We start from the raw sequence: 15,844 nt of genomic DNA, 5'->3' as shown, positions 1-15,844 counted from the left end.
GGAGGAGTTCCGCGCGGTCCTGGACACCGTTACCTTCCACCGGCCGCAGATTCCGATCGTTTCCAATGTCACCGGCGGGCTCATCACCGAGTTCGACGCCGACTACTGGGTGCGGCACGTGCGCGGGACGGTGCTGTTCGCCGACAACGTGACCGCGATGCGGGCAGCCGGGGTCGACACCTTCGTCGAGGTCGGGCCCGACGCCATCCTCGCCCCGCACCTGCACGGAGACGACGCCGTCGTCGTCGCGTCCCTGCGGCGCAACCGCGACGAGCCGGAGTCCCTGCTCCGCGCCGCGGCCCAGCTCTTCGTCGCCGGCGTCGACATCGACTGGCTCGCGGTGTTCGGCCCCGGCCGCCGGGCCGTCCCGCTGCCCACGTACGCGTTCCAGCACGAGCGTTACTGGCTGGAGAACGCGGCCGTCCGGACCCTCTCCGGCGTGGGTCACCCGCTGCTCGACTCGGTCATCCACATGGCCGGCGACGACGTCGTGCTCGCCACCGGCCGGCTCTCGCTCGCGGCCCAGCCCTGGCTTGCCGACCACGTCGTCGGCGGGGCCGTGGTCGTCCCCGGTACGGCGCTGGCCGAGATGGTGGTGCGGGCCGGGGACGAGGTCGGCGCCGCCGCCCTGGACGAGCTGACCCTTCTGGCGCCGCTGGTCGTGCCGCCGACCGGCGGCGTGACGGTGCAGATCCACGTGGGTTCCTCCGTGGCCGTCTACTCCCGCGTGGACGACGGCGACGAGTGGACCCTGCACGCCGAAGGAGCCCTCGGCACCGCCGACCGGCCCGGGGACTCCTTCGCCTGGCCCCCGGCCGACGCCGAGGAGCTGCCCGTCGCCGACTGGTACGCCCGTTCGCCCATCGCCTACGGCCCCGCCTTCCAGGGCCTGCGCCGTCTCTGGCACGGCGAGCACGAGGTGTACGCCGAGGTCGCCGTCGACGGGGTCGCCACCGACGGGTTCGCGATCCACCCCGCGCTGCTCGACGCCGCCCTGCACCCGATCGGCCTGCTCGACCCCGCGGCGGGGCTGCCGTTCGTCTTCGGCGGCATCCGCGTCCACGCCACCGGCGCCACGACCCTGCGCGTCCGGGTCCGCGGCGACGCCGCCACCGGCTTCGAGATCGCCGCCGTCGACGAGTCCGGCGAGCCGGTCGTGACGATCGACCGCGTCGTGCTGCGCGAGCTCACGGCCGGCCCCTCCGCCGGCCGATCCCTGTACGAGCTGGGCTGGCAGCCCCGTCAGGTCACCCCGGTACCCCTACCCGCGGAGGTCACGGTCTGGGCGCTGCCGCCGATCGGCGACGCGCCCGTCCCCGGGGCGGTCGAGGCGCTGGTCGGCGAGGCGCTGTCGGTCGCGGGCCGGGTGCTGGCCGAGTCCGGTCGCCTGGTCGTCGTGGCGGAGCCGGGCGATCTGGGTTCGGCGGCGGTGTGGGGTCTGCTGCGGGTCGCGGCGGCCGAGAACCCGGGCCGGATCGTCCTCGTCTCGGGTGATGCGTCGCCGGAGTTGCTGGGTGGCGTGGTCGCGGCCGGAATCGCCGAGGCCACGGTTCGCGATGGCGTGGTGCTGGTGCCGGGCCTGGTGCGGTCCGCGTCGCCGTCCGGCGCGGTCGATCTCGCGGGTGGTTCGGTGCTGGTCACGGGTGGCCTGGGTGCGTTGGGCCGGGTCGTGGCGCGGTGGCTGGTGGATGTGTGCGGCGCCGGTGAGGTGGTGCTGGTCGGCCGGCGTGGCGGTGAGGTGCCCGGTGCCCGGGTCGTGGCGTGTGACGTCACCGATCGGGATGCGGTGTTCGAGTTGGTGGCCGGCATTCCGGACCTTGTCGGTGTCGTGCACGCGGCCGGGGTGCTGGATGACGGGGTGTTCACGGGGCTGACGCCGGAGCGGGTGAGCCGGGTGCTCGCCCCGAAGGTCGCGGGCGCGTGGTGGCTGCACGAGGCGACCCTTGACCGGAACCTCGAGCTGTTCGTGCTGTTCTCCTCGATCGCCGGCATCGTCGGCAACCCGGGGCAGGCCGCGTACGCCGCGGGCAACGCCTTCCTCGCCGGGCTCGCCGCGCACCGCCACGCGCTCGGGCTCCCCGCGGTCTCGATCGCGTGGGGACTCTGGGACCTCGGCATGGGCGCCGATCTCGCGCGGGCCAAGGGCGCCGCCCTGGACGCCGAGACGGGGCTCGGGATGCTCGGCGCGGCCCTGCGCTCGCCCGCGGAGCTGGTGGTCGCGGCGCGGTTCGACATCGCGGCGCTGCGGAACCTGGCCGTGGTGCCGGATGTGTTGCGGCCGTTGGTGGGTCGTTCGGCGCGGCGGGCGGTGTCGGCGGGCGCGGGTGGCGGTTTCGCGGCCCGGCTGGCGGGGATGTCGCGGGACGAGGCCCGTCAGGTGGTCGTCGGCCTGGTTCGGGGGCATGTCGGGGCGGTGCTCGGCTACGCCGGTCCGGAGCAGGTGGTGCTGGACCGGGCGTTCCGGGACGTCGGGTTCGATTCCCTGGCCGCGATCGATTTGCGGAACCGGCTGATGGCCGCGACGGGGTTGCAGCTGCCGGCGACGGTGGTGTTCGACTATCCGAACCCGTTGCTGCTCGCCGGGTTCGTGTTCGACCAGATCGCCGGGGCCGACCTTGACGAGACGGTGGCCGTACGCCGAACCGTCGACGGCGACCCGGTCGTGATCGTCGGCATGGCCTGCCGCTACCCGGGCGGCGTCGAGAACCCGGCCGGCCTGTGGGATCTTCTGCACGCGGGCGGGGACGGCATCGGCGCGTTCCCCGCCGACCGCGGCTGGGACCTCGACGGGCTCCGGAGCGGGGCGAGCTCGACCCAGCAGGGCGGCTTCCTGTACGACGCGGCGCTGTTCGACCCGGAGTTCTTCGGCATCAGCCCGCGTGAGGCCCTCGCGATGGACCCGCAGCAGCGGCTCCTGCTCGAAACCTCGTGGGAGGCGTTCGAGTCCGCGGGGCTGAACCCGGTCGAGCTGCGCGGGTCGCGCACCGGGGTGTTCGCGGGCGTGATGTACCACGACTACGCCTCGCGCCCCATGGACATTCCGTCCGGGGTCGAAGGGTACCTGGGCACGGGCAACTCCGGCAGCGTGGTGTCCGGCCGGGTGGCGTACACGTTCGGCTTCGAGGGTCCCGCTGTCACGGTCGACACGGCGTGCTCGTCCTCGCTGGTGGCGTTGCATCTGGCGGCGCAGGCGCTGCGGCAGGGTGAGTGCGACCTCGCCCTCGCCGGTGGCGTCACCGTGATGGCGACGCCTGGCACGTTTGTGGACTTCACGCGGCAGCAGGGGCTTGCGTCGGACGGCCGGTGCAAGTCGTTCGCGGGGGCCGCGGACGGCACCGGCTGGTCCGAGGGCGTCGGCGTGCTCCTCGTGGAGCGCCTGTCCGACGCGAAGCGGCTCGGGCACCCGATCCTCGCCGTCGTGCGGGGCTCCGCCGTGAACCAGGACGGCGCGTCGAACGGTCTTACGGCCCCGAACGGTCCCTCGCAGCAGCGGGTCATCCGCCAGGCCCTCGCCGGCGCCGGCCTCAAGCCCTCCGACGTGGACGCGGTTGAGGCCCACGGCACGGGCACGACGCTCGGCGACCCGATCGAGGCCCAGGCGCTCCTCGCCACCTACGGCCAGGACCGCGACCAGCCGCTCTGGCTCGGCTCGATCAAGTCGAACATCGGGCACACCCAGGCCGCGGCGGGCGCGGCGGGCGTGATCAAGATGGTCCTGGCGATGCGGCACGGGGTGCTGCCCCGGACCCTGCACGTGGACGAACCCACCCCGCACGTCGACTGGACCGCCGGTTCCGTGTCCCTGCTGACCGAGCCGCAGGCGTGGCCGGTCAACGGGCATCCCCGCCGGGCGGCCGTGTCGTCGTTCGGCATCAGCGGCACCAACGCCCACGTGATCCTGGAGGCGTTCGAGGCACCGGAACCGGAGTCCGCCGCGTCCAGCCTGGCGCCGCTCGTTCTGTCGGCGCGGTCGGCCGAGGCAGTGCAGGAGTCGGCTGCGCGTGTGTCGGCATTCGTGGACTCGCACCCGGAGTTGAACCGGGCTGATGTCGGGCGTTCGCTGCTGTCCCGGGCACGGTTCGACCACCGCATGGTCCTGCTGCCCGGCGAGCCGGTGACGGGTGTTGCCGCGGCTCGCCGGATTGGGGTGCTGTTTTCGGGTCAGGGCGCGCAGCGGGCGGGGATGGGTGCGGGTCTGGACTTCCCGGTGTTCAACCGGGTCTATGCCGAGGTGTGTGCGCATTTCGGTGAGCTGCCGGATGAGCGGATCGACGAAACGGAGGTCACGCAGCCGGCGTTGTTCGCGATTGAAGTCGCGTTGTATGAGCAGTTGAAGGCGTGGGGCCTCAACGCGGCGGTCGTTGGCGGTCACTCGATCGGCGAGCTGGTAGCGGCCTACGTGGCCGGGGTGTGGTCGCTGGAAGACGCGTGCAAGGTGGTGGCGGCCCGGGCTCGGTTGATGCAGGCTTTGCCGGCCGGCGGGGGAATGCTGGCGGTCGGCGCTCCGGTCGAAGATGTGCCTGAGGGCGTGTCGGTGGCGGCGATCAATGGGCCGAATTCGTGGGTCCTGTCGGGGCCGGCCGATCTGCTGCCCGAGTTCCCTGGGGTCCGGACGAGCCGGTTGCGGGTTTCGCATGCGTTCCACAGCGCGTTGATGGAGCCGATGCTGGCCGAGTTCCGCGCGGTCCTCGACACCGTCACCTTCAACCCGCCGCAGATCCCGATCGTTTCGAATGTCACCGGTGGGTTGATCGCCGAGTTTGATGCCGACTACTGGGTGCGGCATGTTCGCGGGACGGTGTTGTTTGCCGACAATGTGGCCGCGATGCGCGCCGAGGGCGTTGACACCTTCGTTGAGGTCGGGCCGGACGCCATCCTCGCGCCGCACCTGCACGGCGACGATGCCGTTGTCGTTGCTTCGCTGCGGCGGAACCGGGACGAAACCGAAACACTGCTGCGGGCCGTCGCCGAGCTGTTCGTAGCCGGCGTCGACGTCGACTGGACGGCCATCGTCGGGGCCGGCGGGCGGCGCGTCGACGGGCTGCCCACGTACGCGTTCCAGCGGGAACGATACTGGCTGCAGTCCGCCGCCGGCTTCGGCGACGTCTCCGGCGCCGGGCTCGGGGTGGCCGGGCATCCGCTGCTCGCCGCCATCGTCCGCGCGCCCGGCGACGACCACGTCATCGTGACCGGCCGGCTGTCCCTCGCCACCCACCCCTGGCTCGCCGACCACACCGTCGGCGGCGCGGTCGTCCTGCCCGGCGCCGCGCTGGTCGAGATGGTGGTGCGGGCCGGGGACGAGGTCGGCGCGGCCGTGCTCGACGAGCTGACCCTCCTGGCGCCCCTGGTCCTGCCGCCGACCGGCGGGGTGACCGTGCAGATCCACGTGGGCGAGACCGTCACGGTGTACTCCCGCCAGGACGACGGCGACGAGTGGACCCGCCACGCCGAGGGCACCATCGGCGACTCGGAGCACCCGGGCGCCTCCTTCGCCTGGCCGCCCGCCGACGCGGCCGAGATCGCGGCCGGCGACTGGTACGAGCCCGGCACGGTCACGTACGGACCCGTCTTCCAGGGGCTCCGGCGGGCGTGGCGCGGCGCCGACGGCGAGATCTACGCCGAGATCGCCCTGAGCGGCCCGGCGGCGGACGCGGCCGGCTCCTACGGGATCCATCCCGCGCTGCTCGACGCGGCCCTGCACCCGATCGGCTTCCTCGACCCCGGCGCCGGGCTGCCGTTCGTCTTCGGCGGCGTCCGGGTGCACGCGTCGGGAGCCGCGCTCCTGCGGGTCCGGGTGCGCGGCGACGCCGAGACCGGCTTCGAGATCGCCGGCATCGACGAGTCCGGCCGGCCCGTCGTCTCCATCGACCGGGTGGTCCTGCGCGAGCTCGCGGCCGGCACCTCCGCCCGGCGCCCCCTGTACGAGCTGGACTGGCAGCCGCGTCAGGTCACCGCGGCGCCGCTGCCCGAGGACGTCACCGTCTGGCGGGTGCCGTCGACGGACGGGACCGTCCCCGACGCGGTGGATGCGCTGGTCGGCGAGGCGCTGTCGGTCGCGGGCCGGGTGCTGGCCGAGTCCGGGCGGCTGGTCGTCGTGGCGGAGCCGGATGATCTGGGTGCGGCGGCGGTGTGGGGTCTGCTGCGGGTCGCGGCGGTGGAGCACCCGGGCCAGATCGTGCTGGTCTCGGGTGATGCGTCGCCGGAGTTGCTGGGTGGTGTGGTCGCGGCCGGCATCGGTGAGGCTCGGGTTCGCGACGGTGCGGTGCTGGTGCCGGGTCTGGCCCGGTCCGCGTCGCCGTCCGGCGCGGTCGATCTCGCGGGTGGCACGGTGCTGGTCACGGGTGGCCTGGGTGCGCTGGGCCGGGTCGTCGCCCGGTGGCTGGTGGATGTCTGCGGTGCCGGTGAGGTGGTGCTGGTCGGCCGGCGCGGCGGTGAGGTGCCCGGTGCCCGGGTCGTGGCGTGCGATGTCACCGATCGGGACGCGGTGTTCGAGCTGGTGGCCGGCATTCCGGACCTCGTCGGCGTCGTGCACGCGGCCGGGGTGCTCGATGACGGCGTGTTCACGGGCCTGACCCCCGAGCGGCTCAACCGGGTGCTCGCCCCGAAGGTCGCGGGCGCGTGGTGGCTGCACGAAGCGACCCTCGACCGTCCACTGCGGATGTTCGTGCTGTTCTCCTCCGTCGCCGGCATCGTCGGCAACCCGGGCCAGGCCGCCTACGCGGCCGGCAACACCTTCCTCGACGGGCTCGCGGCTCACCGCCGCCGCCTCGGGCTCCCCGCGCAGTCCATCGCCTGGGGGCAGTGGAACCTCGGCATGGGCTCCGACCTCGCACGCTCCAAGGCGGCCGCCCTGGACGTCGACTCCGGCCTCGAACTGCTCGGCGAGGCACTGGGCTCCGCGGCCGAGCTGGTGGTCGCGGCGCGGTTCGACATCGCGGCGCTGCGGAACCTGGCCGTGGTGCCGGATGTGCTGCGGCCGTTGGTGGGTCGTTCGGCGCGGCGGGCGGTGTCGGCGGGTGCCGGTGGCGGTTTCGCGGCCCGGCTGGCGGGGATGTCGCGGGACGAGGCCCGTCAGGTGGTCGTCGGCCTGGTTCGGGGGCATGTCGGGGCGGTGCTCGGCTACGCCGGTCCGGAGCAGGTGGTGCTGGACCGGGCGTTCCGGGATGTCGGGTTCGACTCCCTGGCCGCGATCGACCTGCGGAACCGGCTGATGGCCGCGACGGGGTTGCAGTTGCCGGCGACGGTGGTGTTCGACTATCCGAACCCGCTGCTGCTCGCCGGCTTCGTGTTCGACCAGATCGCCGGGGCCGAGGCCGGGCCGGTCGTCGCCACCCGGGCGAAGGTGGACGACGACCCGATCGTGATCGTCGGCATGGCCTGCCGCTACCCGGGCGGAGTCCAGGACCCCGACGGCCTCTGGAACCTGCTCCGCACCGGCGGCGACGGCATCGGCGCGTTCCCGACCGACCGCGGCTGGGACCTGGAGTACCTGCGCGACGGCGGGAGCTCCACGGGCCGCGGCGGCTTCCTGTACGACGCCGCGCTCTTCGACCCCGAGTTCTTCGGCATCAGCCCGCGTGAAGCGCTCGCGATGGACCCGCAGCAGCGGCTCCTGCTCGAAACCTCGTGGGAGGTCTTCGAGTCCGCCGGCCTCGACCCGGCGGACCTGCGCGGCTCCCGCACCGGCGTGTTCGCGGGCGTGATGTACCACGACTACGTCAACCAGCTCGTCGATGCCCAGTCCAGCGTTGAGGGGTACCTGGGCACTGGCAACTCCGGCAGCGTGGTGTCCGGTCGCGTGGCGTACACCTTCGGCTTCGAGGGTCCCGCCGTCACCGTCGACACCGCGTGCTCGTCCTCGCTGGTCGCCCTGCACCTGGCCGCCCAGTCGCTGCGCCAGGGGGAGTGCGACCTCGCCCTCGCCGGCGGCGTGACGGTCATGGCCACGCCCGGCGCGTTCGTGGAGTTCACGAAGCAGCGCGGCCTGTCCGAGGACGGCCGGTGCAAGTCGTTCGCGGGCGCCGCGGACGGCACGGGCTGGTCCGAGGGCGTCGGCGTGCTCCTCGTGGAGCGCTTGTCGGACGCGAGGCGGCTCGGGCACCCGATCCTCGCCGTCGTGCGGGGCTCCGCCGTGAACCAGGACGGCGCGTCGAACGGTCTTACGGCCCCGAACGGTCCCTCGCAGCAGCGTGTGATCCGCCAGGCCCTCGCCGGCGCCGGCCTCAAGCCCTCCGACGTGGACGCGGTTGAGGCCCACGGCACGGGCACGACGCTCGGCGACCCGATCGAGGCGCAGGCGCTCCTGGCCACCTACGGGCAGGACCGCGACCGGCCGCTGTGGCTCGGCTCGGTCAAGTCGAACATCGGCCACACCCAGGCCGCCGCCGGTGTCGCGGGTATCATCAAGATGGTCCTGGCGATGCGCCACGGCGAGCTGCCGCGGACCCTGCATGTGGACGAGCCGACCCCGCATGTGGACTGGTCGGCCGGCTCGGTCTCGCTGCTGACCGAACCGCAGGCCTGGCCGGTCAACGGACATCCCCGCCGGGCGGCCGTGTCGTCGTTCGGGATCAGCGGCACGAACGCCCACGTGATCCTGGAGGCGGCCGAGGAACCGTCCCCGGAGCCGGTGGAGGCTTCCGCGCTGGTGCCGCTGGTGGTGTCGGCGCGTTCGGCGGAGGCCGCTCGTGCGTATGCCGATCGTCTGACTCCGGGTGCGGATACGGGTCGTTCGCTGCTGTCTCGGGCCCGGTTCGACCACCGCATGGTGCTGTTGCCGGGCGAGCCAGTGACGGGTGTCGCAACGTCGCGCCGGGTAGGGGTGCTGTTCTCGGGTCAGGGCGCCCAGCGGGCGGGGATGGGTGCGGGTCTGGACTTCCCGGTGTTCCAGCGGGTCTATGCCGAGGTGCGTGGGCACTTCGGCGAGCTGCCGGACGAGCGGATCGACGAGACCGAGGTCACGCAGCCGGCGTTGTTCGCGATCGAGGTGGCCCTTTACGAGCAGTTGAAGGCGTGGGGCCTCAACCCGGCGGTCGTCGGCGGTCACTCGATCGGTGAGCTGGTAGCGGCGTATGTGGCCGGGGTGTGGTCGCTGGAAGACGCATGCAAGGTGGTGGCGGCGCGGGCGCGGTTGATGCAGGCGCTACCGGCCGGCGGCGGGATGCTGGCGGTCGGGGCTCCGGTTGAGGATGTGCCTGAGGGCGTTTCGGTTGCCGCGATCAATGGGCCGTCATCCTGGGTGTTGTCGGGTCCGGCGGAGCTGCTGCCCGAGTTCCCTGGTGTCCGCACCAGCCGCCTGAGGGTTTCGCACGCGTTCCACAGCGCGTTGATGGAGCCGATGCTGGACGAGTTCCGCGCGGTCCTCGACACCGTCACCTTCAATCCGCCGCAGATTCCCATCGTTTCCAACGTCACCGGCGGCCTCATCACCGAGTTTGATGCCGACTACTGGGTGCGGCACGTGCGTGGCACCGTGCTGTTCGCCGACAACGTGGCCGCGATGCGCGAAGCCGGGGTTGACACCTTCGTGGAGGTCGGGCCGGACGCGATCCTCGCCCCGCACCTGCACGGACAGGACGCCGTCGTGGTGACCTCCCTGCGGCGCAACCGCGACGAGCCCGAGACGCTCCTGCGGGCCGTTGCCGAGCTGTTCGTGGCCGGCGTCGACATCGACTGGAGCACCACCTTCACCGGCGGCCGAGTCGTCGGACTGCCGACCTACGCCTTCCAGCGGGAACGGTTCTGGCCCGAGCCCGCCCCGAAGCCCGTCGCGGCCGAGGACACCTCCTTCTGGTCCGCCGTCGACCGCGCCGACATCGGCGAGCTCGTCGCCCAGCTCGGCGAGCACACCCGGGCCTCGCTCGACACCCTCGTGCCCGCGCTCTCCTCCTGGCGGCACGCCCGCGGCCGGAGCAAGACCCTGGACTCGTGGTCGTACCGCGTCGAGTGGGCCCCGCGGCCGACGCCGCCGGCCGCCACCCTGAGCGGCCGCTGGCTGGTGGCCGAGCCGTCGCCGGGCCGCGGCGCCGCGATCGCCGGCGCCCTGGCCGCGCACGGGGCCGACGTGACCAGCCTGGTCCTCGACCCGGCCGGCGTCGACCTCGGCGCGGAACCCCTCGCCGGCGTCGTGTGCCTGCTCGGCCTCGACGGCGTCCTCGTCCTGATCCAGGCCCTGCACCGGGCCGGCCTCCAGGCGCCGGTGTGGTGCGTGACCGAGCAGGCCGTCGCCGCCGGCCCCGACGACCACGCCGTGGACCCCGAGGCGGCGGCCGTCTGGGGGCTCGGCCGCGCCGTCGGCCTCGAGCACCCGGCGCTGTGGGGCGGCCTCATCGACGTGCGGCCCGACCTCGACGAGCAGGCCGCGGCACTCGTGTGCGCCGCGCTCGCCGCCGACCGCCGCGCGGACCAGGTCGCCGTGCGGCCCTCCGGCCTCCTGGAGCCGCGGCTCGTCCCGGCCCCGATCACCGCGGGCCTGGCCGTCCGCGGGCACTGGCGGCCGAGCGGCACGGTCCTGATCACCGGCGGTACCGGTGGCCTGGGCGCCCGGGTCGCCCGCTGGGCCGCCGAGCACGGCGCGGAGCACCTCGTGCTGACCAGCCGCCGCGGGGAGCACGCCCCCGGCGCCGCCGAGCTGCGCGACGAGCTCACGGCCCTGGGTGCCGCCGTCACCTTCGCCGCCTGCGACATCAGCCGGCGCGACGCGGTCGCCGACCTGCTCGCCGGGCTCGCCGACCGGCCGCCCCTGTCCGTCGTCGTCCACGCCGCCGGCGTCAGCCACGCCGAGGCGCTGCTCGACACCGACGCCGAGGCCGTCCGCGCGGCCATGGCCGCCAAGGCCGCCGGCGCCGCCCACCTGGACGAGCTGCTCGGCGCAACACCCCTGGACGCGTTCGTCCTCTTCGGCTCGATCGCCGGCGTCTGGGGCGGCGCCGGGCAGGCCGCGTACAGCGCCGCCAACGCCTACCTCGACGCGCTCGCCCAGCACCGGCGCCACCGCGGCCTGGCCGGCACCTGCATCGCGTGGGGCCCGTGGGCCGACGAGGGCATGGCCGACGCCGAGACCCGGCAGCACCTGGCCCGCCGCGGCCTGACCGCCATGCACCCGGACACCGCCGTCACCGCCGTCGGCCACGCCATCGAGCACGACCTCACCAACGTGACCGTCGTCGACGCCGACTGGCGCGTGCTCGCCGGAGTCTTCCGCTCGGTCGGCGCCGGCGGCCTGTTCGACGTGGTCGCGCCGGTCGAGGCGCCGACGGTGCCGGCTCTGGTGGTGCGGCGGTCGCGGGATGAGCTGGTGGGTCTGGTCCGGCGTGAGGTTGCGGCGGTGCTCGGGCACGCCGGGGTGGATGCGGTGGGGGTTCGGCGGCCGTTCCGGGAGCTTGGGTTCGACTCGCTGGCCGCGGTGGAGTTGCGGGACCGGCTGGCGCGGCTGTGCGGGGTGGAGCTGTCCTCGACGGTCGTGTTCGACCACCCCTCGGTGGCCGAGCTCGCCGACTTCCTCGCCGGCGACGCCGACGACACCGTGCGGGTGCGCGCCCAGGCCGAGACGGACGGCGACCCGATCGTCATCGTCGGCATGGGCTGCCGCTTCCCGGGCGGCGTCAACACCGCCGACGACCTGTGGAACCTCGTCGACACCGGCCGCGACGCGATGGGCGGGTTCCCCGCCGACCGCGGCTGGGAGTCGCTGGGCGGCGACTTCGCGCGGGTCGGCGGATTCCTCGACGGGGCTACCGGCTTCGACGCCGGGTTCTTCGGGATCTCGCCGCGGGAGGCGCTGGCGCTGGATCCGCAGCAGCGGTTGCTGCTGGAGGTCTGCTGGGAGGTGTTCGAGGGCGCCGGGGTTCCGGTGGACGGGCTCAAGGGTTCGCTGACGGGCGTGTTCATGGGGACGAACGGCCAGGACTACGGGACGCTGCTGCTGGGTGCCGGGGCCGAGGTCGGGGGCTACCAGGCGACGGGGAACTCGGCGTCGGTGGTGTCGGGTCGTCTGGCGTACTGGTTCGGGCTGCAGGGTCCGGCCGTGACGGTGGACACCGCGTGCTCGTCGTCGCTGGTGGGGCTGCACCTGGCGGCTCAGGCGCTGCGCAACGGGGAGTGCGACCTGGCCCTGGCCGGTGGTGTGACCGTGATGTCGACGCCGGGGGCGTTCCTGGAGTTCGACGCGCAGGGCGGCCTCGCCGGCGACGGCCGGTGCAAGTCGTTCGGCGCGGACGCGGACGGCACCGGCTGGGGTGAGGGCGTCGGAGTCCTGCTCGTCGAGCGGCTCAGCGACGCCCGCCGCCGCGGACATCGCGTCCTCGCGGTCGTCGCCGGCAGCGCGGTCAACCAGGACGGCGCCTCGAACGGCCTCACCGCCCCGAACGGGCCCGCCCAGCAGCGGGTCATCCGCCAGGCGCTCGCCAACGCCGGCCTCGAACCGAACGACATCGACGTCGTGGAGGCCCACGGCACCGGGACCAAGCTCGGCGACCCGATCGAGGCCCAGGCGCTCATCGCCACCTACGGCCGCGACCGGCACGAGCCGCTGTGGATCGGGTCGGTGAAGTCCAACATCGGCCACACCCAGGCCGCGGCCGGTGTCGCCGGGGTCATCAAGATGGTGAAGGCCCTCGAACACGGCGTCCTGCCGAAGTCCCTGCACGCCGCCGAGCCGACCCCGCACGTGGACTGGTCGGCCGGGGCGGTGTCGGTGCTGCGGGAGTCGCGGGCGTGGCCCGAGCACGGCCGCCCGCGCCGCGCCGCGGTGTCGTCGTTCGGTATCTCCGGCACCAACGCGCACACCATCCTCGAGGCGCCCCCGGCCGCGGCCGAGGCGCCGGCGCAGACCGGCGGGACCGCCGAGGGCGTCTGGGTGATCTCGGCGCCGGACGCCGCCGGACTCAAGGCCCGGGCCGCGCAGCTCGCCGACTGGGCCGAGACCTCCGTTGCCGACCCGGCCTGGGAGCTGGCGGTCCACCGTTCGCACCTGGGCGTCCGGGCGGCGGTCACGGGCCGCGACCGGGCCGAGCTCGTGACCGGGCTGCGATCGATCGAGGGGACCAGGTCCGGCGAGCGCGCCGGGCTGGTCTGGATGTTCTCGGGCCAGGGAGCCCAGCGGGTCGGGATGGGCCGCGACCTCTACGAAGCGTTCCCGGTGTTCGCCGACGTGGTCGATCGTGCGTGCGAGCTGTTGCCGGATGGTTTGCAGTCGGTGATGTTCACCGATGGTGAGCGGTTGACACAGACGGTGTTCACGCAGGCGGCGCTGTTCGTGGTCGAGATCGCCACGGCGGAACTGCTGCGATCCTGGGGCGTCCCGGTCGCCTGGATGATGGGGCACTCGGTCGGTGAGATCGCCGTGGCCTATGTGGCCGGGGTGCTGTCCCTCGAAGACGCGTGCCGCCTCGTGTCGGCGCGCGGGCGGCTCATGCAGGCGCTGCCCGCCGGTGGGGCGATGCTCGCGGTCGGTGGGCATCCCGATTCGCTGCCGGACGGGGTGTCGGTGGCGGCGGTGAACGGGCCGGAGTCGATCGTGCTCTCGGGTCCGGCCGAGGTGATCGACGCCTTGGAGTTGCCGTTCCGGACCAAGCGGCTGACGGTCTCGCACGCGTTCCACTCGGCGCTGATGGACCCGATGCTCGACGAGTTCGCCGACGTCCTCCGGACCATCACCTTCCAGCCTCCGCGGATCCCGATCGTGTCCACGGTGACCGGTGAGCTGATCACGGGGTTCGACGCGGAGTACTGGGTGCGGCATGCGCGGGACACGGTGCGGTTCGCCGACGCGGTCTCGTTCGTGCGGGGGCAGGGGGCGGACACGTTCCTGGAGATCGGGCCGGACGCGGTGCTGACGCCGATGCTCGACGCCGACGAGGTCGTCGCCGTCCCGGTGATGCGGGCCGGGTCGACCATCGTGGGAGCGCTGGGGCGGCTGCACGCGCACGGCGTGGAGATTCCGTGGGAGCGGATCCTCAAGCCGGGCGAGCGCCTGCCGGAGCTGCCCACGTACCCGTTCCAGCACCAGCGGTTCTGGCCCACCGTCAAGCCCGTCGGCGCCGACGACGGGCTCTGGCAGCTGCTGCGGGGCCTCGACGCCGACCAGCCGCTCCGCGAGGTCCTGCCCGCGCTGGACCGGATGCGCAGCCGCGAACAGACGCGGCAGTGGCGCTACGACATCACGTGGCCGGCCGTGCACGCGGGCGAGCACGCCGACGCCGCCGGGCACCGCTGGCTGCTCGCGCACACCGCGGCCACCACGGACACGGCCGAGCAGATCGCCAAGGGTCTGCAAGAGCACGGCGCAGTGGTCGAAACCACGACCGACGTCGAAGCCGCCCTCGGCGACTTCCAGCCGACCGCCGTCGTCTCCCTCCTCGCGCTCGACACCGCGACCCACCCCGACTACCCCAACCTGACCCGGGGCCTCGCCGCCAACCTCGAGCTCCTCCAGCGGCCCGTCGCCGTCTGGCTCTGCACCCGCCAAGCCGTCCAGACCGGCCCCGGCGACCACGCACCCGACCCCGACCAGGCCACTACCTGGGGCCTCGGCTACGTGGCCGCCGTCGAACAGCCGCACCGGTACCGCGGCCTGATCGACCTGCCCGGCGAGCTCGACCCCGAGGCCATCGCCCGGCTCGCCCAGACCCTCACCTCGGACCGGGAGCACACGGCGATCCGGCCCGGCACCGTCCACACGCGACGGCTGACCCGCACCGCCGAGACCACGGCGACGGGCACGTACGAGCCGCGCGACACCACCCTCGTCACCGGCGCCACCGGTGCCCTCGCCGAGCAGACCACCCGCTGGCTCACCGACCGGGGAGCCCGGGTCGTCGGCATCGAGGACGCCGCCGAGCCGATCACGGCCGCGTTCCACATCGCCGGTCGCGCCCCCGCCACCCCGCTCGCCGAGCTCACCGTCGCGGCCCTCGCCGCCGGGGTCCAGGCGGCCACCGGCCCCGTCGGCCAGCTCCGCAAGGCCATCGCCGGCCGTCCGCTGCAGGCCCTCGCCCTGTTCACTTCGATGGCGGGCATCTGGGGCGCCGGCGAAGGGGCCGCCCAGGCGGTCGCCGACGCCTACCTGGGGGCGATGGCCGAGCGCGCCACGGCCGGCGGCACCGCCGCGACCGCGATCGCCTGGGACACCTGGGACGGCTCCCGGCTGCCCGCGCTCGGCGACGTCATCGCCCAAGGCGGTGCGCGCGCGATCGTGGCCGACATCCGCTGGGACCGGATCGTGGCGAACGTCGGCGCCTGGGCCCTGATCGACGACCTGCCGGAGGTCCAGCAGCTGCGCCGGGCCGCGGCCGAGGCCGACGCGGCCGTCCGCGACGACGTGGCCAACCGGCTGCGGGAGCGCCTCACCCCGCTGCCCGTCGCCGAGCAGGACGCGCACCTCGTCCAGCTCGTCATCGGCCGGGCCGCCGCCGTGCTGGGGCACCAGGGCGACGGCGACTTCACCGCGACCCGGGCGTTCCGCGAGGCCGGGTTCGACTCGATGACCGCCGTCGAGCTGCGCAACCGGCTGCGCGCCGACACCGGGGTCGAGCTCGGCGCGAGCGTCGTGTTCGACTACCCGACGCCGCTCGCGCTCGCCCAGCACCTGCGGGGCCTGCTCATCGCGGGTCCGGAGGCGGTGACCGAGCCGGTCCTGACCGCGCTGGAGCGGGTCGAGGCCGCCTTCGCCGGCGGCGCCGCCGATCCGCTGACGAAGCAGAAACTGCTCGTACAAATGCAGGCCTTTATTTCGAAATGGAGCGACACGCGCGCCGTTTCGGAAACGAACAATGAGCCTGAGCAATTGCAGAATGCGACCGACGACGAGTTGTTCGACTTCATCAACCGCCAGCTCGGGCGCTGA

Annotated in this window: 1 protein-coding gene (only partly in view); it reads left to right on the top strand. The window is 73.8% G+C overall.

Annotation, left to right across the window (positions count from 1 at the left end):
- On the top strand, positions 1 to 15,844 hold the 3' portion of the coding sequence (locus ABT369_RS51535) for a type I polyketide synthase (protein WP_350624896.1). 11,159 nt of this gene lie to the left of the window's left edge; only the last 15,844 of its 27,003 coding nucleotides appear in the window; its start codon lies off the left edge, out of view; its stop codon occupies positions 15,842 to 15,844.

The organism is Dactylosporangium sp. NPDC000244, assembly GCF_040300725.1.
Taxonomy (GTDB): domain Bacteria; phylum Actinomycetota; class Actinomycetes; order Mycobacteriales; family Micromonosporaceae; genus Dactylosporangium.
The sequence above is the reverse complement of the archived record's forward strand: the minus strand, read 5'-3'. Positions and strand labels throughout refer to the sequence as shown.